This window comes from Streptomyces sp. NPDC093065, from assembly GCF_044754585.1.
In the GTDB taxonomy this organism is placed as follows: Bacteria; Actinomycetota; Actinomycetes; order Streptomycetales; family Streptomycetaceae; genus Streptomyces.
On sequence record NZ_JBIVPJ010000002.1, the window covers coordinates 236,467 to 259,380 of the forward strand.

At 70.2% G+C, this 22,914-nt stretch carries 14 protein-coding genes and 1 pseudogene; 11 read left to right on the plus strand and 4 right to left on the minus strand.

Features of this window, described 5'->3' with window-relative positions; genetic code table 11:
* The first annotated feature begins 21 nt into the window (after positions 1-21).
* The 8 genes from rplJ (at position 22) to tuf (ending at position 13,981) form a co-directional block, all read left to right on the plus strand.
* Positions 22-552, plus strand: coding sequence for a 50S ribosomal protein L10 (rplJ, locus tag ACIQFU_RS03935; protein ID WP_003974311.1), 531 nt, complete (start codon positions 22-24; stop codon positions 550-552).
* A 118-nt stretch (positions 553-670) separates the two neighbouring features.
* Positions 671-1,051: a 50S ribosomal protein L7/L12 gene (gene rplL / locus ACIQFU_RS03940; protein WP_087807759.1), complete on the plus strand. Its 381-nt coding sequence runs from the start codon at positions 671-673 to the stop codon at positions 1,049-1,051.
* Positions 1,052-1,639: 588 nt separating this feature from the next.
* Positions 1,640-5,125: a DNA-directed RNA polymerase subunit beta gene (rpoB, locus tag ACIQFU_RS03945; protein WP_402548779.1), complete on the plus strand. Its 3,486-nt coding sequence runs from the start codon at positions 1,640-1,642 to the stop codon at positions 5,123-5,125.
* 97 nt (positions 5,126-5,222) lie between these two features.
* A complete protein-coding gene (locus ACIQFU_RS03950; protein ID WP_402548780.1) occupies positions 5,223-9,122 on the plus strand; it encodes a DNA-directed RNA polymerase subunit beta' in 3,900 nt (1,299 codons plus the stop codon).
* 483 nt (positions 9,123-9,605) lie between these two features.
* On the plus strand, positions 9,606-9,977 hold the full coding sequence (rpsL, locus tag ACIQFU_RS03955) for a 30S ribosomal protein S12 (RefSeq protein ID WP_003948652.1): 372 nt from the start codon (positions 9,606-9,608) through the stop codon (positions 9,975-9,977).
* A gap of 2 nt (positions 9,978-9,979) precedes the next feature.
* On the plus strand, positions 9,980-10,450 hold the full coding sequence (gene rpsG / locus ACIQFU_RS03960; RefSeq protein ID WP_003974303.1) for a 30S ribosomal protein S7: 471 nt from the start codon (positions 9,980-9,982) through the stop codon (positions 10,448-10,450).
* Between the two features lie 39 nt (positions 10,451-10,489).
* Positions 10,490-12,616: an elongation factor G gene (gene fusA, locus ACIQFU_RS03965; RefSeq protein ID WP_153178415.1), complete on the plus strand. Its 2,127-nt coding sequence runs from the start codon at positions 10,490-10,492 to the stop codon at positions 12,614-12,616.
* A 171-nt stretch (positions 12,617-12,787) separates the two neighbouring features.
* Positions 12,788-13,981: an elongation factor Tu gene (tuf, locus tag ACIQFU_RS03970; RefSeq protein WP_007443930.1), complete on the plus strand. Its 1,194-nt coding sequence runs from the start codon at positions 12,788-12,790 to the stop codon at positions 13,979-13,981.
* 186 nt (positions 13,982-14,167) lie between these two features.
* Here tuf and ACIQFU_RS03975 read toward each other — a convergent pair.
* The 3 genes and pseudogenes from ACIQFU_RS03975 to ACIQFU_RS03985 all read right to left on the minus strand — a co-directional run.
* Positions 14,168-14,686: pseudogene (locus tag ACIQFU_RS03975) on the minus strand (winged helix-turn-helix domain-containing protein); the annotation flags it as partial.
* Between the two features lie 93 nt (positions 14,687-14,779).
* Positions 14,780-17,248, minus strand: a complete 2,469-nt coding sequence (locus ACIQFU_RS03980) for an ABC transporter permease (protein ID WP_402548782.1) — start codon at positions 17,246-17,248, stop codon at positions 14,780-14,782.
* Positions 17,242-17,982, minus strand: coding sequence for an ABC transporter ATP-binding protein (locus ACIQFU_RS03985; RefSeq protein ID WP_402548783.1), 741 nt, complete (start codon positions 17,980-17,982; stop codon positions 17,242-17,244). The genes ACIQFU_RS03980 and ACIQFU_RS03985 overlap by 7 nt, the downstream gene beginning before the upstream one ends.
* Before the next feature lie 180 nt (positions 17,983-18,162).
* On the opposite strand from ACIQFU_RS03985, the gene ACIQFU_RS03990 reads away from it, so the two are divergent.
* The 3 genes from ACIQFU_RS03990 (at position 18,163) to ACIQFU_RS04000 (ending at position 21,397) form a co-directional block, all read left to right on the plus strand.
* Positions 18,163-19,458: a sensor domain-containing protein gene (locus ACIQFU_RS03990; RefSeq protein WP_402548784.1), complete on the plus strand. Its 1,296-nt coding sequence runs from the start codon at positions 18,163-18,165 to the stop codon at positions 19,456-19,458.
* Entirely contained in the window at positions 19,458-20,090 is a 633-nt protein-coding gene (locus ACIQFU_RS03995; protein ID WP_402549244.1) for a response regulator, read from the plus strand. Before ACIQFU_RS03990 ends, ACIQFU_RS03995 begins: the two co-directional genes overlap by 1 nt.
* Positions 20,091-20,257: 167 nt before the next feature.
* Positions 20,258-21,397, plus strand: coding sequence for a hypothetical protein (locus ACIQFU_RS04000; protein WP_402548786.1), 1,140 nt, complete (start codon positions 20,258-20,260; stop codon positions 21,395-21,397).
* 84 nt (positions 21,398-21,481) lie between these two features.
* Here ACIQFU_RS04000 and ACIQFU_RS04005 read toward each other — a convergent pair whose 3' ends face one another.
* Positions 21,482-22,855, minus strand: coding sequence for an alpha-lytic protease prodomain-containing protein (locus ACIQFU_RS04005; protein WP_402548788.1), 1,374 nt, complete (start codon positions 22,853-22,855; stop codon positions 21,482-21,484).
* Positions 22,856-22,914: the final 59 nt, after the last annotated feature.

Genomic DNA, 22,914 nt, shown 5'->3' on the forward strand with positions numbered 1-22,914 from the left:
CCGGAAGGAGGCCGAGGCTCTATGGCGACGCCCGAAAAGGCTGCCGCGGTTGCCGAGCTGACGGACAAGTTCCGCAGCTCCAACGCCGCCGTGCTGACCGAGTACCGCGGTCTCACCGTGGCGCAGCTCAAGACGCTGCGCCGGTCGCTCGGTGAGAACGCCCAGTACGCCGTGGTGAAGAACACGCTGACCAAGATTGCGGCCAACGAGGCCGGGATCACGCTCGACGACCAGCTCTTCGCTGGTCCGACGGCGGTCGCCTTCGTCACCGGTGACCCGGTGGAGTCGGCGAAGGGTCTGCGCGACTTCGCCAAGGACAACCCGAATCTCGTCATCAAGGGCGGTGTCCTTGACGGCAAGGCGATGTCCGCCGACGAGATCAAGAAGCTTGCGGACCTCGAGTCCCGCGAGGTTCTGCTCTCCAAGCTGGCGGGTGCCTTCAAGGGCAAGCAGTCCCAGACTGCTCAGCTCTTCCAGGCGCTTCCCTCGAAGCTCGTCCGCACCGTGGACGCGCTCCGTGCCAAGCAGGACGAGCAGGGCGGTGCCGAGTAACTCGGCTCGCTTTCTGATCCGGGCCGCCTGAGCGCGGCACGGGTCGCAGCGGGCCCGACGTACGCCCGCCACACCCCGTACATCCGGCACCTGCCGAATTAGTGGAAGGACCGCCATCATGGCGAAGCTCAGCCAGGACGACCTGCTCGCCCAGTTCGAGGAGATGACCCTCATCGAGCTCTCCGAGTTCGTGAAGGCCTTCGAGGAAAAGTTCGACGTCACCGCCGCCGCCGCGGTCGCCGCCGCCCCGGCCGCCGCCGCCGCTCCGGCCGAGGCCGCTGCCGAGCAGGACGAGTTCGACGTCATCCTCACGGGTGCCGGCGACAAGAAGATCCAGGTCATCAAGGTCGTGCGCGAGCTGACCTCCCTGGGTCTGAAGGAGGCCAAGGACCTCGTGGACGGCGCCCCGAAGCCCGTCCTCGAGAAGGTCGCCAAGGACGCCGCCGAGAAGGCCGCCGAGTCCCTCAAGGGCGCCGGCGCCTCCGTCGAGGTCAAGTAAGACCGCACCGGCACGACGGATCCGTCAGGGTCTGTAACGCCGTAGCACCGAAGAGCGATCATCCATCCGGGTGGTCGCTCTTCGGCGTACCGGGGGTCCGGCGGCGGCTGCCTTGCACGTGTGACGGTGAAGAGTAGGGTGATCTTCGTCGTGCCGTCTCCGGGGCCCTGAGAGCCGCTGGAGACAACCGGTTCGGGCCAAGGGGGGCCTTGACGAACCGCACGCAGCGCGCAATTCTCAGGGCGTCGTCAAAGGATCCGAATCCGAGGCATGGATCGACGGCGAAGAGGGCAGTATCTGGGTGCGTTGAGGGCGAGGCCTTGCCGCACAGGTGGTGAGAACAACGAGGAGCGAACACGGTCCCCGAGAACCGCACTGGACATCAGTGTGCCAAGTGGCTACACTGACCCTTTGCGCTGCCTGTTAGCTGCCCCCTGCCCGTCACCAGGGGTCTGCCCTCGCCCGAGCACTGACGACCAGAGCATGCCCGACCTGGCTCTTTAGCCACATCAGGCACCCCCTGTCTCCGTGCACGGAAGAGGGGCCGGTACGCGCGTAGTGAGTCCGAGCCCTCGGAAGGACCCCCTCTTGGCCGCCTCGCGCAATGCCTCGACCGCGAATACGAACAACGCTGCCAGCACCGCCCCGCTGCGCATCTCCTTTGCAAAGATCAAGGAGCCCCTCGAGGTTCCGAACCTTCTCGCGCTGCAAACCGAGAGCTTCGACTGGCTGCTCGGCAACGACGCCTGGAAGGCTCGCGTCGAGTCGGCTCTGGAGTCCGGTCAGGACGTCCCCACCAAGTCCGGTCTGGAGGAGATCTTCGAGGAGATCTCCCCGATCGAGGACTTCTCCGGGTCGATGTCGCTGACGTTCCGCGACCACCGCTTCGAGCCCCCGAAGAACAGCATCGACGAGTGCAAGGACCGCGACTTCACGTACGCGGCGCCGCTCTTCGTCACCGCCGAGTTCACCAACAACGAGACCGGCGAGATCAAGTCCCAGACGGTCTTCATGGGCGACTTCCCGCTCATGACCAACAAGGGCACCTTCGTCATCAACGGCACCGAGCGTGTCGTCGTGTCGCAGCTGGTCCGTTCGCCGGGCGTCTACTTCGACTCCTCCATCGACAAGACGTCCGACAAGGACATCTTCTCGGCCAAGATCATCCCGTCCCGGGGTGCCTGGCTGGAGATGGAGATCGACAAGCGCGACATGGTCGGTGTGCGCATCGACCGCAAGCGCAAGCAGTCCGTGACCGTCCTCCTCAAGGCCCTCGGCTGGACCACCGAGCAGATCCTCGAGGAGTTCGGCGAGTACGAGTCCATGCGCGCCACCCTGGAGAAGGACCACACCCAGGGCCAGGACGACGCGCTGCTCGACATCTACCGCAAGCTGCGTCCGGGCGAGCCCCCCACGCGTGAGGCAGCGCAGACGCTGCTCGAGAACCTCTACTTCAACCCGAAGCGCTACGACCTCGCCAAGGTCGGCCGCTACAAGGTGAACAAGAAGCTCGGTGCGGACGAGCCGCTGGACGCCGGCGTCCTCACCACCGACGACGTCATCGCCACCATCAAGTACCTGGTGAAGCTGCACGCCGGTGAGACCGAGACGGTCGGCGAGTCGGGCCGGGAGATCGTCGTCGAGACCGACGACATCGACCACTTCGGCAACCGCCGCATCCGCAACGTCGGCGAGCTGATCCAGAACCAGGTCCGTACGGGTCTCGCCCGTATGGAGCGCGTCGTGCGCGAGCGCATGACCACCCAGGACGTCGAGGCGATCACGCCGCAGACCCTGATCAACATCCGGCCGGTCGTCGCCTCCATCAAGGAGTTCTTCGGCACCAGCCAGCTGTCCCAGTTCATGGACCAGAACAACCCGCTGTCGGGGCTGACGCACAAGCGCCGTCTGAACGCCCTGGGCCCGGGTGGTCTCTCCCGTGAGCGGGCCGGCTTCGAGGTCCGCGACGTGCACCCGTCGCACTACGGCCGCATGTGCCCGATCGAGACGCCCGAAGGCCCGAACATCGGTCTGATCGGCTCGCTCGCCTCGTACGGCCGGATCAACCCCTTCGGTTTCATCGAGACGCCGTACCGCAAGGTCGTCGACGGCCAGGTCACGGACGACGTGGACTACCTGACCGCCGACGAGGAGGACCGCTTCGTCATCGCGCAGGCCAACGCCGCGCTGGGCGACGACATGCGGTTCGCCGAGGCCCGCGTCCTGGTCCGCCGCCGTGGCGGCGAGGTCGACTACGTCCCCGGTGACGACGTCGACTACATGGACGTCTCGCCGCGCCAGATGGTGTCGGTCGCGACCGCGATGATCCCGTTCCTGGAGCACGACGACGCCAACCGTGCCCTCATGGGCGCGAACATGATGCGTCAGGCCGTGCCGCTCATCAAGAGCGAGTCCCCGCTCGTCGGCACCGGCATGGAGTACCGCTCCGCAGCCGACGCCGGTGACGTGGTCAAGGCCGAGAAGGCGGGTGTGGTCCAGGAGGTCTCCGCGGACTACATCACCACGACCAACGACGACGGCACGTACATCACGTACCGCCTGGCCAAGTTCTCCCGGTCCAACCAGGGCACCTCGGTCAACCAGAAGGTCATCGTCGCCGAGGGCGACCGGATCATCGAGGGCCAGGTCCTGGCCGACGGTCCGGCCACCGAGAACGGCGAGATGGCGCTCGGCAAGAACCTGCTGGTCGCGTTCATGCCGTGGGAGGGTCACAACTACGAGGACGCGATCATCCTGTCGCAGCGCCTCGTGCAGGACGACGTCCTCTCCTCGATCCACATCGAGGAGCACGAGGTCGACGCCCGTGACACCAAGCTCGGCCCCGAGGAGATCACCCGGGACATCCCGAACGTCTCCGAGGAGGTCCTCGCCGACCTCGACGAGCGCGGCATCATCCGCATCGGTGCCGAGGTCGTCGCCGGCGACATCCTCGTCGGCAAGGTCACGCCCAAGGGCGAGACCGAGCTGACCCCCGAGGAGCGCCTGCTCCGTGCGATCTTCGGTGAGAAGGCCCGTGAGGTCCGCGACACCTCGCTGAAGGTCCCGCACGGCGAGATCGGCAAGGTCATCGGCGTCCGCGTCTTCGACCGCGAGGAGGGCGACGAGCTTCCCCCCGGTGTGAACCAGCTGGTGCGCGTGTACGTGGCGCAGAAGCGGAAGATCACCGACGGTGACAAGCTCGCCGGCCGTCACGGCAACAAGGGCGTCATCTCCAAGATCAACCCGATCGAGGACATGCCGTTCCTGGAGGACGGCACCCCGGTCGACATCATCCTGAACCCGCTGGGTGTCCCGTCCCGAATGAACCCGGGACAGGTCCTGGAGATCCACCTCGGCTGGCTCGCCAGCCGCGGCTGGGACGTCTCCGGCCTCGCGGAGGAGTGGGCGCAGCGCCTCCAGGTGATCGGCGCCGACAAGGTCGAGCCCGGCACCAACGTCGCCACCCCGGTCTTCGACGGTGCGCGCGAGGACGAGCTGGCCGGCCTGCTCCAGCACACCATCCCGAACCGCGACGGCGAGCGCATGGTGCTCCCGTCCGGCAAGGCGCGGCTGTTCGACGGCCGCAGCGGTGAGCCGTTCCCGGAGCCGATCTCGGTCGGCTACATGTACATCCTCAAGCTCCACCACCTGGTCGACGACAAGCTGCACGCCCGCTCGACCGGCCCGTACTCGATGATCACCCAGCAGCCGCTGGGTGGTAAGGCCCAGTTCGGTGGCCAGCGCTTCGGTGAGATGGAGGTGTGGGCGCTGGAGGCTTACGGCGCCGCGTACGCCCTCCAGGAGCTGCTGACCATCAAGTCCGACGACGTGACCGGCCGCGTGAAGGTCTACGAGGCCATCGTCAAGGGCGAGAACATCCCTGAGCCCGGCATCCCCGAGTCCTTCAAGGTGCTCATCAAGGAGATGCAGTCCCTGTGCCTCAACGTGGAGGTGCTGTCCTCGGACGGCATGTCCATCGAGATGCGTGACACCGACGAGGACGTCTTCCGCGCGGCGGAGGAGCTCGGCATCGACCTGTCGCGGCGCGAGCCGAGCAGCGTCGAAGAGGTCTGACGGGAGTCAGGCGGGGCCTGTCACCCACAGGCCCCGCCGATCCCGCGACCCCCGTTTCAGACCACAGACTTACAACCCTGAGAGGGATTGACGCATAGTGCTCGACGTCAACTTCTTCGACGAGCTCCGGATCGGTCTGGCCACCGCTGACGACATCCGTCAGTGGAGCCACGGCGAGGTCAAGAAGCCCGAGACCATCAACTACCGCACCCTCAAGCCCGAGAAGGACGGACTCTTCTGCGAGAAGATCTTCGGTCCGACCCGGGACTGGGAGTGCTACTGCGGCAAGTACAAGCGCGTCCGCTTCAAGGGCATCATCTGTGAGCGCTGCGGCGTCGAGGTCACTCGCGCCAAGGTGCGCCGTGAGCGGATGGGCCACATCGAACTGGCCGCTCCCGTCACCCACATCTGGTACTTCAAGGGTGTCCCGTCGCGTCTGGGCTACCTGCTCGACCTGGCGCCGAAGGACCTCGAGAAGGTCATCTACTTCGCCGCGTACATGATCACCTTCGTGGACGAGGAGCGCCGCACGCGCGACCTGCCCTCGCTGGAGGCCCACGTCTCCGTCGAGCGCCAGCAGATCGAGCAGCGCCGCGACTCCGACCTGGAGGCCCGCGCCAAGAAGCTCGAGACGGACCTTGCCGAGCTGGAGGCCGAGGGCGCCAAGGCCGACGTGCGCCGCAAGGTGCGCGAGGGTGCCGAGCGCGAGATGAAGCAGCTGCGCGACCGTGCGCAGCGCGAGATCGACCGCCTCGACGAGGTGTGGAACCGGTTCAAGAACCTCAAGGTCCAGGACCTGGAGGGCGACGAGCTGCTCTACCGCGAGCTGCGCGACCGCTTCGGCACCTACTTCGACGGCTCGATGGGCGCCGCCGCGCTGCAGAAGCGCCTGGAGTCCTTCGACCTCGACGAGGAGGCCGAGCGCCTCCGCGAGATCATCCGCACCGGCAAGGGCCAGAAGAAGACCCGTGCGCTCAAGCGCCTCAAGGTCGTCTCCGCGTTCCTGCAGACCAGCAACAGCCCCAAGGGCATGGTGCTCGACTGCGTGCCGGTCATCCCGCCGGACCTGCGTCCGATGGTGCAGCTGGACGGTGGCCGCTTCGCGACCTCCGACCTGAACGACCTGTACCGCCGTGTCATCAACCGCAACAACCGCCTGAAGCGGCTTCTCGACCTCGGCGCGCCCGAGATCATCGTGAACAACGAGAAGCGCATGCTCCAGGAGGCCGTCGACGCGCTCTTCGACAACGGCCGCCGCGGCCGCCCGGTCACGGGCCCCGGCAACCGTCCGCTGAAGTCGCTGTCCGACATGCTCAAGGGCAAGCAGGGCCGCTTCCGTCAGAACCTGCTCGGCAAGCGAGTCGACTACTCGGCGCGTTCCGTCATCGTCGTCGGCCCGCAGCTGAAGCTGCACCAGTGCGGCCTGCCCAAGGCCATGGCGCTGGAGCTCTTCAAGCCGTTCGTGATGAAGCGCCTGGTCGACCTGAACCACGCGCAGAACATCAAGAGCGCCAAGCGCATGGTCGAGCGCGGCCGCACGGTCGTGTACGACGTGCTCGAAGAGGTCATCGCGGAGCACCCGGTTCTGCTGAACCGTGCGCCCACCCTGCACCGCCTCGGCATCCAGGCCTTCGAGCCGCAGCTGGTCGAGGGCAAGGCCATCCAGATCCACCCGCTCGTGTGCACCGCGTTCAACGCGGACTTCGACGGTGACCAGATGGCCGTGCACCTGCCGCTGTCCGCGGAGGCGCAGGCCGAGGCCCGCATCCTGATGCTGTCCTCGAACAACATCCTGAAGCCGGCCGACGGCCGTCCGGTGACGATGCCGACCCAGGACATGGTCCTCGGTCTGTTCTTCCTCACCACCGACGGCGAGGGCCGGGACCTCAAGGGTGAGAACCGTGCCTTCGGTTCCGCCGCCGAGGCGATCATGGCGTTCGACGCGGGCGACCTGTCGCTCCAGTCGAAGGTCGACATCCGCTTCCCGGTGGGCACCATCCCGCCCCGCGGCTGGGAGCCCCCGGCCCGCGAGGAGGGCGAGCCGGAGTGGCAGCAGGGCGACACCTTCACCCTGCGCACCACGCTGGGTCGCGCGCTCTTCAACGAGCTGCTGCCCGAGGACTACCCGTTCGTCGACTACGAGGTCGGCAAGAAGCAGCTCTCCGAGATCGTCAACGACCTCGCCGAGCGCTACCCCAAGGTCATCGTGGCGGCGACGCTCGACAACCTGAAGGCGGCCGGCTTCTTCTGGGCGACCCGTTCCGGCGTCACCGTGGCCATCTCCGACGTCGTCGTTCCCGAGGCGAAGAAGGAGATCGTCCGCGGCTACGAGGCGCAGGACGAGAAGGTCCAGAAGCAGTACGAGCGCGGTCTGATCACCAAGGACGAGCGCACGCAGGAGCTCATCGCGATCTGGACCAAGGCGACCAACGAGGTCGCCGAGGCGATGAACGACAACTTCCCGAAGACCAACCCGATCTTCATGATGGTGAACTCGGGCGCACGAGGCAACATGATGCAGATGCGTCAGATCGCCGGTATGCGTGGTCTGGTGTCGAACGCGAAGAACGAGACGATCCCGCGTCCCATCAAGGCCTCCTTCCGTGAGGGCCTGTCCGTGCTGGAGTACTTCATCTCCACGCACGGTGCCCGTAAGGGTCTGGCGGACACCGCTCTGCGTACCGCCGACTCGGGTTACCTCACGCGTCGTCTGGTCGACGTCTCCCAGGACGTCATCATCCGCGAGGAGGACTGCGGCACCGAGCGCGGTCTGCGGCTGCGGATCGCCGAGCGCGGCGCCGACGGCGTGCTGCGCAAGGCGGAGGACGTCGAGACCAGCGTCTACGCCCGCATGCTCGCCGAGGACGTCGTCATCGACGGCAAGGTCATCGCGCCGGCCAACGTCGACCTCGGTGACGTGCTCATCGACGCCCTGGTCGCCCACGGCGTCGAGGAGGTCAAGACCCGCTCGATCCTGACCTGTGAGTCGCAGGTCGGCACGTGCGCCATGTGCTACGGCCGCTCGCTGGCCACCGGCAAGCTGGTCGACATCGGTGAGGCGGTCGGCATCATCGCCGCCCAGTCCATCGGTGAGCCCGGCACCCAGCTGACGATGCGCACCTTCCACACCGGTGGTGTGGCCGGTGACGACATCACGCAGGGTCTGCCGCGTGTCGTCGAGCTCTTCGAGGCCCGTACCCCGAAGGGTGTCGCCCCGATCTCCGAGGCCTCCGGCCGCGTCCGGATCGAGGAGACCGAGAAGACCAAGAAGATCGTCGTCACCCCCGACGACGGCAGCGACGAGACGGCGTTCCCGATCTCGAAGCGTGCCCGTCTGCTGGTGGGCGAGGGCGACCACGTCGAGGTGGGCCAGAAGCTCACCGTGGGTGCCACCAACCCGCACGACGTGCTGCGCATCCTGGGTCAGCGTGCCGTCCAGGTCCACCTGGTCGGCGAGGTCCAGAAGGTCTACAACTCGCAGGGCGTGTCGATCCACGACAAGCACATCGAGATCATCATCCGGCAGATGCTGCGCCGCGTGACGATCATCGAGTCCGGCGACGCCGAGCTGCTGCCCGGCGAGCTGGTCGAGCGGACCAAGTTCGAGACCGAGAACCGTCGTGTGGTCCAGGAGGGCGGTCACCCGGCCTCCGGCCGTCCGCAGCTGATGGGTATCACCAAGGCCTCGCTGGCGACGGAGTCCTGGCTGTCGGCCGCCTCCTTCCAGGAGACGACCAGGGTCCTGACGGACGCGGCGATCAACGCCAAGTCCGACAGCCTCATCGGCCTCAAGGAGAACGTCATCATCGGTAAGCTCATCCCGGCCGGTACGGGCCTGTCCCGCTACCGCAACATCCGGGTGGAGCCGACCGAGGAGGCCAAGGCCGCGATGTACTCGGCCGTCGGCTACGACGACATCGACTACTCGCCGTTCGGCACGGGCTCCGGCCAGGCCGTTCCGCTGGAGGACTACGACTACGGTCCGTACAACCAGTAGGCGGGTCGCCTGACAAGGCCGCCACGACCGAAGGGCGGTCACCCGAGCCGGGGTGGCCGCCCTTCGGCGTCGCCGTGCCCGCATGGCGACAGCCGTGCCGGCGGGACGGCGTAGGTGCCCGTAGGACCGCCGTACGCGGCCGCTGGGGGCCGCGTACGGGCCGGAGCGCGGCGGCCGGCACCGCCCACCGTCTGATTCGTCACCCTGCCGATCACGACAAAGGCGGGTGAAACGGGCGCGGAGGTCGGTGTCGCCCATTTGTTTTGACCGCAGCGAATGCGATAGGTACGCTCAGACCTTGTGCCTGGGGTGTGCCCTGGCCTCGTGCGTGCCTACAACCGCACCGGGGCCGTATGTGGCCACCGTATTTCGCGTCTCCTACCGCCTCGCGGGCGGAGCTCGCGGTTTCGACACACCCGACCGCGTGGGTCGGTGGCGTTCCAGGTTAGCTTCACCATTCGGCACACAGAAACCGGAGAAGTAGTGCCTACGATCCAGCAGCTGGTCCGGAAGGGCCGGCAGGACAAGGTCGAGAAGAACAAGACGCCCGCACTCGAGGGTTCCCCTCAGCGTCGTGGCGTCTGCACGCGTGTGTTCACGACCACCCCGAAGAAGCCGAACTCGGCCCTGCGTAAGGTCGCGCGTGTGCGTCTGACCAGCGGGATCGAGGTCACCGCTTACATTCCGGGTGAGGGGCACAACCTGCAGGAGCACTCCATCGTGCTCGTGCGCGGCGGCCGTGTGAAGGACCTGCCGGGTGTTCGCTACAAGATCATCCGCGGTTCGCTTGACACCCAGGGTGTGAAGAACCGCAAGCAGGCCCGCAGCCGCTACGGCGCCAAGAAGGAGAAGTAAGAATGCCTCGTAAGGGCCCCGCCCCGAAGCGCCCGGTCATCATCGACCCGGTCTACGGTTCTCCTCTGGTGACCTCCCTGATCAACAAGGTGCTGCTGAACGGTAAGCGCTCCACCGCCGAGCGCATCGTCTACGGCGCCATGGAGGGTCTGCGCGAGAAGACCGGCAACGACCCGGTCATCACGCTCAAGCGCGCTCTCGAGAACATCAAGCCGACCCTCGAGGTCAAGTCCCGCCGTGTCGGTGGCGCGACGTACCAGGTGCCGATCGAGGTCAAGCCCGGTCGTGCCAACACCCTGGCGCTGCGCTGGCTCGTCGGTTACTCCCGCGCCCGTCGCGAGAAGACCATGACCGAGCGTCTGCTCAACGAGCTCCTCGACGCCTCCAACGGCCTGGGTGCCGCTGTGAAGAAGCGCGAGGACACGCACAAGATGGCCGAGTCCAACAAGGCCTTCGCGCACTACCGCTGGTAGTCGCTACCCACATCGAGACCGAGAGAAGACTGAAGCCTTATGGCTACCACTTCACTTGACCTGGCCAAGGTCCGCAACATCGGGATCATGGCCCACATCGACGCGGGCAAGACGACCACCACCGAGCGGATCCTGTTCTACACCGGCGTCTCCTACAAGATCGGTGAAGTCCACGACGGCGCCGCCACGATGGACTGGATGGAGCAGGAGCAGGAGCGTGGCATCACGATCACGTCTGCTGCGACCACCTGTCACTGGCCGCTCGAGGACAACGACTACACGATCAACATCATCGACACCCCGGGGCACGTCGACTTCACCGTCGAGGTGGAGCGTTCCCTGCGTGTGCTCGACGGTGCCGTGACCGTGTTCGACGGTGTCGCCGGTGTCGAGCCGCAGTCCGAGACGGTGTGGCGTCAGGCCGACCGTTACGGCGTGCCCCGCATCTGCTTCGTGAACAAGCTGGACCGTACCGGCGCCGACTTCCACCGCTGTGTGGGGATGATCTCGGACCGTCTGGGCGCCCAGCCGCTGGTCATGCAGCTCCCGATCGGTGCCGAGGCCGACTTCCACGGCGTCGTGGACCTCGTCCGCATGAAGGCGCTGGTCTACTCCGCCGAGGCCGCCAAGGGCGAGATGTACGACGTCCTCGACGTGCCGGCCGAGCTCCAGGAGCTGGCCGAGGAGTACCGCGGCAAGCTGATCGAGGCCGTCGCGGAGAACGACGAAGAGATCATGGAGCTGTTCCTGGAGGGCCAGGAGCCCACCGAGGAGCAGCTGTACGCCGCGATCCGTCGTATCACCATCGCGTCCGGCAAGTCCGACGAGACCACGGTCACCCCCGTGTTCTGCGGCACCGCGTTCAAGAACAAGGGCGTCCAGCCCCTGCTCGACGCGGTCGTGCGCTACCTGCCGACCCCGCTCGACGTCGAGGCCATCGAGGGCCACGACGTCAAGGACCCCGAGGTCGTCGTCTCGCGCAAGCCGTCCGAGGACGAGCCGCTGGCCGCGCTCGCGTTCAAGATCATGAGCGACCCGCACCTCGGCAAGCTCACCTTCGTCCGGGTCTACTCGGGCCGCCTGGTGTCCGGCACCGCCGTGCTGAACTCCGTCAAGGGCAAGAAGGAGCGCATCGGCAAGATCTACCGCATGCACGCCAACAAGCGTGAGGAGATCGAGTCGGTGGGCGCCGGCGACATCGTCGCCGTCATGGGCCTGAAGCAGACCACCACCGGTGAGACGCTGTCCGACGACAAGAACCCGGTGATCCTGGAGTCCATGGACTTCCCGGCGCCGGTCATCGAGGTCGCGATCGAGCCCAAGTCCAAGGGCGACCAGGAGAAGCTGGGTGTCGCCATCCAGCGTCTCGCGGAGGAGGACCCCTCCTTCCAGGTGCACACCAACGAGGAGACCGGCCAGACCGTCATCGGCGGCATGGGCGAGCTTCACCTCGAGGTGCTGGTCGACCGGATGAAGCGCGAGTTCAAGGTCGAGGCCAACGTCGGTAAGCCGCAGGTCGCTTACCGCGAGACGATCCGCAAGACCGTCGAGCGCGTGGACTACACCCACAAGAAGCAGACCGGTGGTACCGGTCAGTTCGCCAAGGTGCAGATCGCGATCGAGCCGATCGAGGGCGGCGACGCCTCGTACGAGTTCGTGAACAAGGTCACCGGTGGCCGCATCCCCAGGGAGTACATCCCTTCGGTGGACGCCGGTGCGCAGGAGGCCATGCAGTTCGGCATCCTGGCCGGCTACGAGATGACGGGCGTCCGCGTCACGCTCATCGACGGTGGCTACCACGAGGTCGACTCCTCCGAGCTCGCCTTCAAGATCGCCGGTTCGCAGGCCTTCAAGGAGGCCGCGCGCAAGGCTTCGCCCGTGCTCCTGGAGCCGATGATGGCCGTCGAGGTCACCACGCCCGAGGACTACATGGGTGAGGTCATCGGCGACATCAACTCCCGCCGTGGCCAGATCCAGGCCATGGAGGAGCGTGCGGGCGCCCGCGTCGTCAAGGGCCTCGTGCCCCTGTCGGAGATGTTCGGCTACGTCGGCGACCTCCGCAGCAAGACGTCGGGTCGCGCAAGCTACTCGATGCAGTTCGACTCCTACGCCGAGGTTCCCCGGAACGTCGCCGAGGAGATCATCGCGAAGGCCAAGGGCGAGTAACGGGCTACTCCGTTTAACGGACCCCGTTCACACGCTTTAGGCTTGACCCCGGAGCCTGCAAGGGGCATTCCGCCGCCAATCCGGCGGAATGCCCCGGGCCCGGGTTTCCCAGCAAAGATCACCTGGCGCCGATGAGTAAGGCGTACAGAACCACTCCACAGGAGGACCCCAGTGGCGAAGGCGAAGTTCGAGCGGACTAAGCCGCACGTCAACATCGGCACCATCGGTCACATCGACCACGGTAAGACGACCCTCACGGCCGCCATTACCAAGGTGCTGCACGACGCGTACCCGGACCTGAACGAGGCCTCGGCCTTCGACCAGATCGACAAGGCTCCCGAAGAGCGCCAGCGCGGTATCACCATCTCGATCGCGCACGTCGAGTACCAGACCGAGGCGCGTCACTACGCCCACGTCGACTGCCCCGGTCACGCGGACTACATCAAGAACATGATCACGGGTGCGGCGCAGATGGACGGTGCCATCCTCGTGGTCGCCGCCACCGACGGCCCGATGCCGCAGACCAAGGAGCACGTGCTCCTGGCCCGCCAGGTCGGCGTTCCGTACATCGTCGTCGCCCTGAACAAGGCCGACATGGTGGACGACGAGGAGATCCTGGAGCTCGTCGAGCTCGAGGTGCGTGAGCTCCTCTCCGAGTACGAGTTCCCGGGCGACGACGTTCCGGTCGTCAAGGTCTCCGCTCTGAAGGCCCTCGAGGGCGACAAGGAGTGGGGCAACTCGGTCCTCGAGCTCATGAAGGCCGTGGACGAGGCCATCCCGGAGCCCGAGCGCGACGTCGACAAGCCGTTCCTGATGCCGATCGAGGACGTCTTCACCATCACCGGTCGCGGTACGGTCGTCACCGGCCGCATCGAGCGTGGTGTCCTCAAGGTCAACGAGACCGTCGACATCATCGGCATCAAGCAGGAGAAGACCACCACCACGGTCACCGGCATCGAGATGTTCCGGAAGCTCCTCGACGAGGGCCAGGCCGGTGAGAACGTCGGTCTGCTGCTCCGCGGCATCAAGCGCGAGGACGTCGAGCGCGGCCAGGTCATCATCAAGCCGGGCTCGGTCACCCCGCACACCGAGTTCGAGGCCCAGGCCTACATCCTGTCGAAGGACGAGGGTGGCCGTCACACCCCCTTCTTCAACAACTACCGTCCGCAGTTCTACTTCCGTACGACGGACGTGACCGGCGTCGTGACCCTCCCCGAGGGCACCGAGATGGTCATGCCGGGTGACAACACCGAGATGAAGGTGGAGCTCATCCAGCCCGTCGCCATGGAAGAGGGCCTGAAGTTCGCCATCCGCGAGGGTGGCCGGACCGTGGGCGCCGGCCAGGTCACCAAGATCAACAAGTAAGCTCCGCTTGCTTGTCGGTCGACCCGACCTGACATGGGCTGATGCCTGAGAGGGCCCGTACGACTTCGGTCGTACGGGCCCTTTCGTCATGTGCGGTCGGGGCCGGCCGCTTTCCGGGCGGTGGCCGTGAAGGCGCGGAGTCGACGCCGTGATCGTCCGGCGGACGGTGCCCGGCCGATGATGGGACACCGGGGCGCCGGCGTCGTCCCGCCAGAGTGCCGCGGCCGTGCGCAGCCGGGCCACCGCCTCTTCCCGGCGGCCCTCGTGGCCGAGCCGTCTGGCCCCGGCCACGAGGGCGGTGAAGAGTACGGCGTCCACGTTGCCGGGCTCCGTGGTGAGGACGTAGCCGGAGGGCCGGGTCGCGACGGTCGCCGGGCGGGCCGCCCGGCCGAGGAGGGTGCGCAGCCGGGAGACGCAGATCTGCACCTGGGCGCGAGCCGTCTTCGGCGGGGCGTCGCCCCAGACGGGATCCACCAGGTGGTCCGTGCCGGCGACCTGATTGGCGCGCAGGAGCAGGGCGGCGAGGATGACCTGCTGCCGTCCCGGCGTCACGTGGAGCGGGCCGTCGGGTCCGTGCGCCTGCAGCGGTCCGAGAAGGGTGAGGGCGGGGCGCTCCGCGTCCGACGCCGCTCCTGGTGATTCCCCGACCACGCGTCCCCCCAACGCTCCCCGCGACACACCGGGAGCGACCGTCCGTTCGATCACTGCTTTCCCTGTCCGCCGTTTCCCGAGTGTTCGCCTCCCCCCGCCCCCTCGCTGCCTGCGCCGTGCTGCCGCCGCACCGCCCGTTCCGCCGTGTCACCCGCCGTGCCGCCGCAGCGCCATCGCGGCCGGGACGACCGACGCGGTGGCCGCGAGCACCGCGCAGACACCCGCGACCGTGCCGGCGGCCGCCCACGGCATTACCGGCGGGGCGGACACCGAGAGAAGGGCGAGCGCCGCCCACATCCCGGCCAGGTCGAGCCCGGCGACGGCCAGGCCCAGGACGGTGCCGACCGCGACCACCGTCAGGGACTCGGCGGCCACCACGCGCAGCACCTGCCCGTAGGTGGCCCCGGCGAGGCGCAGGACCGCCTGCTCGCGGGCCCGGGCGGGCGCCGCCATCAGCACGGTGTTGACCACCGAGATCCCCGTGTAGAGCAGCGCGATGCCGAGGACCAGGAGGAGGCCCGCCCGCGTCGCGCCCTCGGAAGCCGGGGACGCCGCGTCGGCCCACGCGTGCCCGCTCGACACCCGCCCGCCGGACGGCGCGACCGCCGCCCGCAGCCCGGCGGCGACCGCGTCCGGGTCGGCGCCGTCGGCGAGCGCGACGTCCACCCGGTCGACGGGGGCGCCGGCCGCGTTGGCCGCGGTGACGTAGACGCCGTTGTCACCGGTGCCGGTGTCCATCACGGCGGCGATGCGCAGCACCCGCTCGGTGCCGTCCCCGAGCCAGACCCGCACGCTCCGGCCGACCGTGTGCTCCCGCCACTCCTCGTTCACGATGATCGAGCGGTCGTCGAGGTCGGCGACCCGGCCCTCCGCCACCGGCAGCCGGCTGGTCGCCGCGAGGGCCCCGGGGTCGCCGACGGCTCGGGCTTCGGACCGGACGAGGGCCACGCCGTCCTCCAGGACGTACACCTCGCCCGCCGCGCTCGGGGAGATCCGCGCCCCGGGGACCGCGCGCAGGCGGTCCAGCGTCGCCGGGTCGAAGCCCGCGTCGGACGGCGCCGCGGCCACGAACGCCGCAGTGGTCCGGGCCCGGGTCTCGGCGGCCTTCGCCCCGTCCAGCGTCGCGACGGCGCCGAGCAAGGAGCCCGTGAGCGCGACCGTGACCAGCACGGGCGCCGCGAGGGCCGCGGTGCGGCGGACCCCGGTCGCGGTGTTCTCCCGGACCAGCAGGCCCGTGGCGCCCGGCAGGCGGGTCGGCAGCCGGGTGAGCAGCCGCGTCAGCGGGCGCACCACGACCGGTGCGAGCAGCGCGACCGCGGTGATCAGCAGCATCGGCCGGGTGACGTAGGTCTTGCGGTGCAGCAGGTCGCCGGGGTCGGACGCGAGCGCGAGGACCAGCGTCACCAGCGCGGTCAGCAGCAGCGCCAGCCCGGACAGCCACCGCCCCCGGGTCGTCGCCCCGGCGTCCGCCGCCGCTTCCCGCAGCGCTTCGACGGGGCCGGTGCGCCCGGCCCGCCAGGAGGCGGCGGTCGCCCCGCACAGGGCGACCAGGAGCCCGGTCCAGAAGGCGAGGTGATAGGGCCAGGTGTGGTCGCCGAGGGTGAACCAGGCCGGGGCGAGGCCCTCGCCGACGACCCGGCGGGTCAGCGGCGGCGCCGCGTACGCGCCCAGCACGCAGCCGGTGCCGGAGGCGAGTACGCCGACCACCGCGGCCTCGGCGAGCACCGTCCGCCGCAGCTGGCCCGGCGTCGCGCCCGCGGTGCGCAGCAGCCCGAACTCCCGGCGGCGCTGGGCGACCGCGAAGGCGAAGGTGGAGGACACGACGAACACCGACACGAAGGCGGAGACGCCGCCGGCCGTGCCGAACAGGGCGTTGAGGGCGGTCAGCGCCTCCTCGTCCCGGTGCGGGTCGGCGTCCGCGTACCGCCGCTCGGCGCCGGTGAGCACCCGGACGCCCGCACCGTCCGGCACCCTGTCCCGTACGGCCTCCCGCACCGCGTCCCGTACCGCGGAGGCCTCCGCGTCCACCGCCAACTGCACGCTGAGCGGGGCGAGGTCGGCGGCCCGTGCGTCGGTGAAGAAGACCGCGTCCTCGAAGCCGAGGCCGGGTACGGTCCCCACCACCCGCAGGGTGCCCCGGTCCGTGCGCAGCCGCTCGCCCGGCGCGGCCCAGCCGCCGGTGACGACGACCTCGTCGGCGGCGCGGGGCGCACGGCCGGCGTCGAGCCGGTACGGAGCGAACGCGGCGGTGGACCAGGGGTGGCCGACCAGCCCGCCGGGCCCGCCCTCGCCCCGCACGCGCACCGGGAAGGACCCGTCCTCGACGACGGTGCCGAGCCGCTCCAGCCGGGCCACGACCGCAGCCGGCACGGGGCGAACCCGCGCCTGCTCCGCCGTACGGTCGCCGGAGGGCGTCGGCACCCGCAAGGTGTCCTGCCCCCGGACCACCACCGGCGCCGCGGCGAACCGTTCCGGTGCCCGCTCGGGCGAGTCCAGCGAGGCCGCCAGGGCCCGGCCCGTCACGGCCAGCAGCGCGACCCCCAGCGCCAGCGCGACGAAGCTTCCGGTGAAGGTGACCCAGCGGGTGCGCAGCGTGCACAGGGCGACGGTCAGCACGGCGCGGCCTCCAGGCGGGTCATGCGGGTGGCGATGCCGTCCGGTCCGGCGCCGGTCAGTTCGTCGTGGACCCGGCCGTCGACGAGGAACAGCACGCGGTCGGCGTAGGAGGCGGCCACCGGATCGTGGGTGACCATGACGACCGTCCGGCCCTCGCCGTCGGCCATGGCGCGCAGCAGGGCCAGCACCTCCCGGCCGGCGCGCGAGTCCAGCGCCCCCGTCGGCTCGTCGGCGAACAGCACCTCCGGGCGGGTGATCAGCGCGCGGGCCAGGGCGACGCGTTGCTGCTGGCCGCCGGAGAGCTCGGCCGGCCGGTGCCGGGCGCGGTCGGCCAGCCCGACCTGGCGCAGCGCCTCGCGCACCCGGCCCCGCGGCGGGCGGCGTCCGGCCAGCCGCAGGGGGAGCGCCACGTTCTGCGCTGCCGTCAGCGACGGCAGCAAATTGAACGCCTGGAAGACGAAGCCGACGCGTTCCCGGCGCAGCAGGGTCAGCCGCCGCTGGCTCAGCCCGGTCAGCTCCGTGCCGCCGAGGACGACCGATCCCGACGTGGGCCGGTCCAGTCCGGCGGCGCACTGGAGCAGTGTCGACTTGCCCGAGCCCGAGGGGCCCATGACGGCGGTGAAGCTGCCGCGGCGCAGGGAGAGGGACACGTCGTCGAGGGCGGTCACGGTGCCGTCGCCCGCGCCGTACCGTCTGCTGACGGAACTCAGTCGGATCGCGTCGTCGCTGGTCATCAGTCTCCACTTCCAGATGTCCGAGCTGTTCGATGGGGCGCCCGGTGCACCAACGAAACCGTGCGGGGCGGCACCGGCGCAGTGCGGCAGGGGCTAGAGCGGGGGTATGGCCTGCCCTACCTCCGTTGCTCCGCCTGAGCCGATGGCCGCGCCGCCCGTGGCGGTCCTACGGTGAGCCGCATGCGCTCTCGCGACCTGTGGCAGGCCCTGTCCGCCCGCCGCTATCTGCTGTCCGCCTGGCCGTGGCGGGCGACCGCCTACCTGGTGACCGGGGCGGTGGCCGGCGCCGCGACCCTGATGGGGCTGGCGGTCGCCCTCGTCGTCGGGGGTGTCCTCACCGTGGTGCTGGTGGGGCTGCCGCTGCTGGTGCTCACCGCCCTCGCCGGTATCCCCCTGGCCCGCCTGGAGCGGCGGCGGCTGCGCCTGATCGACCGCGCTCCCGCTCCCGCCCGGCCGGTACGGCAGCCGCCCGCCACCGGGCCGTGGCCCTGGCTGATCACCCGGCTGCGCGAGCGGGCGACCTGGCGGGAGCTGGGCCACGCGCTGCTGTTCGCCCTCGTCCTGTGGCCGCTGGACGCCCTGGCCGTCGCCCTCGCTCTGGGGGTGCCGCTCCACCTGGCCGGCACGCCGCTGGTGATGGCCACGGCGGGCGGGGGAGAGGAGGCGAAGGTCCTCAAGCAGTGGACGGTCACCACCTGGCCGGCCGCGTCCGGCGTCGCCGTACTCGGGCTGCTGCTCCTCGTCCTGGGCGGCTACGCGCTGGGCCTGGCGGCGGGCGTGCGGGCCGAGCTGGCCCGGGTGCTCGTGGGCGCCCAGGGCGAGGGCGATCCGGAGGCCAGGGTCGTCGAACTCACCCGCTCACGGGCCCGGTTGGTGGACGCCTTCGAGGCCGAGCGGCGCCGCATCGAACGCGACCTGCACGACGGCGCCCAGCAGCGCCTGGTCGCCCTGACGATGGCTCTGGGCCTGGCCCGCCTGGACGCGCCGCCCGGTCCGCTGGCCGACCAGCTGGCCAAGGCGCACGGGGAGGCGGGCCGGGCCCTGGAGGAACTGCGCGAGCTGATCCACGGCATCCATCCCAAGGTCCTCGCCGACTACGGCCTGCCCGCGGCGGTCGCCGACGCCGCCGACCGCTCCGCCGTGCCCGTCGACGTCGCCCTGGAACTGCCCGGACGGCTGCCCCGGGCGGTGGAGGCCGCCGCCTACTTCGTGGTCTGCGAGGCCCTCGCCAACGTCGGCAGGCACAGCGGCGCCGACCGCGCGGAGGTGACCGGCGGCCACCGCGACGGGCAGCTCCTCCTCTGCGTCCGCGACGACGGCCGGGGCGGGGCCGACGTCGCGGCGGGCAGCGGGTTGACCGGACTCGCCGACCGGGTGTCGGTCCTGGATGGCAGACTCTCCCTGTCCAGCCCGCCGGGCGGACCGACCCTGCTGAGCGTGGAGATTCCTTGCGAGTGGACCGAACGCTTCGCGTAGTGCTCGCCGAGGACAGCGTGCTGCTGCGGGATGGCCTGACCGGCCTGCTGGCCCGCTTCGGCCACGAGGTGGTGGCGGCCGTCGGCGACGCGGAGGCACTCGTCGCCGCGGTCGCGGAGCACGTCCCGGACGTCGTCGTCACCGACGTGCGCATGCCGCCCGGCTTCCATGACGAGGGCCTGCACGCGGCGGTGCGGCTGCGCGGGGAGCGGCCTGCCCTGCCCGTGCTGGTCCTCAGCCAGTACGTGCAACGGGCCTACGCGGCCGAGCTGCTGGACTCCGGAGACGGCACCGGCGTCGGCTATCTGCTCAAGGACCGCGTCGGCCAGGTCGAGGAGTTCGTCGACGCGCTGGCCGAGGTGGCGGCGGGCGGCACGGTCGTCGACCCGGAGGTGGTACGCCAGTTGCTGCGCCGCCGCCGGGACCCGCTGGAGCGGCTCAGCCCGCGCGAGCGCGAGGTGCTCGCCCTGATCGCGCAGGGCCGGTCCAACGCGGCGATCGCCCGTCAACTCGTCGTCTCCGAGGCGGCCGTGGGCAAGCACATCGGCAGCATCCTCACCAAGCTCGACCTGCCCCCGGCGACCGAGACGCACCGCAGGGTGCTGGCGGTGCTGACGTATCTGCGGGGCTGACGCGGTTCCGCGTCGCGGGACGGACGAAGGTGTACGGATTTGGTCACGAATCCTGCACGGGACGGCACTTCACCTCCACACGGCGGCACGATTGATCGCCGCATGCCCCGCCCCGGCGGTGGTCCCGGCCCGTACCCACTCGGCACCGCTACCAGGAAAGTGAGCCCGTGAGTTCCGTCCCGCCTCCCGACCGTTCCGACGACGAACCGGCCCCCTCGATCTCCGACGAGCAGTTGGCGGCGTTCCTGCGGGAGGCCGCCGACGGCGGTGGTGGCTCCGCTCCCAAGGAGCCGTCGGCGCGGGCGCGGATGGTGGCCCGGCGGTTGCGCGAGGAGGCGGAGCCGACGCCCTGGCGGGCCCCGCAGGGCAACCCGAAGGGCGACGGCCGCGGCCGTTGGCGCCTGGTGGGCACGGTGGCCGGCGCGGTGGTGCTGGCGGCGCTCGCCGTCGTCGCCGTACGGCCCTCCCTGGTCCTGGACCGGCTGCCCGGCGGGGACGACGCCTCCGCGACGCCCACCCTGGCGGCCGAGTCGGCGCAGCCGACCGGCGCCCCCGGGGAGGCGGCCGGGGCGGAGCGCGCCACGCGCGAGCACCCGTTCCGCGGCTCGCCCGCCGAGCGGTGGGCCGAGGGCGCCGACGCCATCGAGGTACCGGCGGCGAAGCCGCTGTCCGGCATGAGCAAGGACGACGTGGCGTTCGCGCTGCGCCGCACCAAGGAACTCCTGGTCGCCGCCAACCTGGACCCCGCGGTCCTGCGCGGGGAACGGCCGGACGAGGCGCTGGACGTGCTCGACCCGAAGCAGCCGGAGCTGCTGCCCAAGCTGCGCCGCTCGCTGAGCGCCCCCGACGCGGACCACGATCCGCTCCGGCTCTTCACCCGCTTCGACCCCGACGAGACCCGCCTGGCCGGCGACGTCGTGAAGGTCCGCGGCCGCATGACGCTCGCCGCGGGCGAACCGGGCGTGGTGAAGGTCGACGCGGACTACACCTTCGTCTACCCGCTGGTGCGGGCCGACGACGCCGACGGGCCGGTCGCCCGCACGATCATCCGCCGCGTGCTCACCCTGACCCTGAACGACCCGGCGAAGTGGAACGTGACCGAGGGCAAGCTCCTGGTGGAGAAGTACTTCTCCGAGTACGGCAACACCGACTGCGACGTCTACGACGGCTACCTGCACCCCGGCTTCCCCGACGACGACGGTCCCGGCGGCGCGCGGCCCACCGGCCCGCCGACCGACCCCTACGACCGGAGCCGCCCCCTCACCGGTTCCGGTTCGGAAGGCTGCGGCCAGGTCACCCGTACCTGACGCGGACGTGACCGGGCCCGGGCGCTCTCCCTCACGCACGCCCGGACCCGTCCCCCGTTGTCCCCTGTGGGGGTCAGTGGGGTGTCACACTCGCTGCCACAGCGCGGGAACGTTCGACGGCTCCCAGCCCGGCTGGGCCTGGTGGCCCTGCAGGCAGCGGTAGGTGGCGCCGCCGTACGTCACGGTGTCGCCCGGCTGGTAGACGGTGCCGGCCGCCCAGGTGCCGCCGGGCTCCTCGCCGCCGCCGGGCTCCTCGCCGCCGTCGTCGCCGCCGGTGGTCTTGAGCGTGAGCCCGTAGTTCTGGAGCAGGGCGTTGATCGGCTGGAAGAAGGTCTCGCCGCCGGACCGGCAGTCGCCGGAGCCGCCCGAGGTGACGCCCTGCGCCTGGCTGCCGGAGATGTAGGAGCCGCCGGAGTCCCCGGGCTCGGCGCACACCGTGGTCTTGGTGACCGGGGAGATGGTGCCTTCCTGGTAGGTGACGCTGGTGTTCAGCTGCGTGACGGTGCCGCAGTGCCAGCCGGTCGTCGACCCGGAGCGGCAGACCGACGCGCCGACCGGAGCCGCCGTGGAACCGGTGACCTGGACACTCTGGCCGCCCGCGCCGTTGACGTACGGGGTCGCCGTCCAGCTGGAGTTGGTGGCCACCCACGCCATGTCGCGGCCGGGGAAGATCGAGCCCTGGAAGGTGCCCTGGGCCACCTGGTTGGAGCCCGTGGTGCCGGCGCCGGCCCGGCCGCAGTGGCCCGCGGTGGCGAAGCCCTGCTGGGTGCCCTTGGTGATCGGGAAGCCGATCGAGCAGCGGCTGCTGTTGTTGATGTAGTACGCCTCGCCGCCGCGCAGGTCGTAGAAGGTGCGGGGCCGCTCGGTGCGGCTCTCGACGCGGGCGAGGGAACGGTCGACACCGGCCGCCGCCAGCAGCGAACGCGCCGCCGCCGGGCGTATCGCCTCGACGACGACGGTGTTGGTGCGCGTGTCGACGTACCAGACGGGCGCGTCGGCGGTGTCGCGCTTCGCCGCCGCGCGGTCCAGGCGGGCCTTGGCCGCGTCCAGGTCGGCGAGCGAGTGGCGCACGACCTTCGCCTCGGCGCCCCGGGCCTCGATCGCGGAGACGTCGCCCGCGTCGGTCGTCGCGACGGTCAGCGTGCCGGACTCGGCACCGGTCACCCACGCCCCCGCGAAGTCGCCGCCGAGCGCGGCGCGCAGGCGGGCCGCCGTGGCACCCGCCTCGGCCTCGTTGCCGAGGCGGCGCTCGGCCTGCCCGCGGTCGAGGCCGAGGTCCCGCTGCATGGCCTTGAGCAGAGCGGGCGGCGCGGCGTCGGTGCGCAGGGTCTCGGCGGCGGTGGGGGCGGGGTCGACGGGTGCCGTCCCGGCGCTCGCGGAGCCGCTGAGCCCGGCCACGAGCAGGGCCGCGGTCGCGGCGACGGCGGCACCCATGGCTCTGTGGTGTCGGTGGTGCATGGGGGATCTCCTCGGTCTCGGTGGGGAGGTGCCGAAACCGTAGGGAGGGACGACCGGCC

Coding starts and splice junctions, on each gene's coding strand:
- rplJ (WP_003974311.1), top strand. CDS start 22: ATGGCGACGCCCGAAAAGGCTGCCGCGGTTGCCGAGCTGACGGACAAG.
- rplL (WP_087807759.1), top strand. CDS start 671: ATGGCGAAGCTCAGCCAGGACGACCTGCTCGCCCAGTTCGAGGAGATG.
- rpsG (WP_003974303.1), top strand. CDS start 9,980: ATGCCTCGTAAGGGCCCCGCCCCGAAGCGCCCGGTCATCATCGACCCG.
- fusA (WP_153178415.1), top strand. CDS start 10,490: ATGGCTACCACTTCACTTGACCTGGCCAAGGTCCGCAACATCGGGATC.
- ACIQFU_RS03985 (WP_402548783.1), bottom strand. CDS start 17,982: ATGACCAGCGACGACGCGATCCGACTGAGTTCCGTCAGCAGACGGTAC.
- ACIQFU_RS03990 (WP_402548784.1), top strand. CDS start 18,163: ATGCGCTCTCGCGACCTGTGGCAGGCCCTGTCCGCCCGCCGCTATCTG.
- ACIQFU_RS04005 (WP_402548788.1), bottom strand. CDS start 22,855: ATGCACCACCGACACCACAGAGCCATGGGTGCCGCCGTCGCCGCGACC.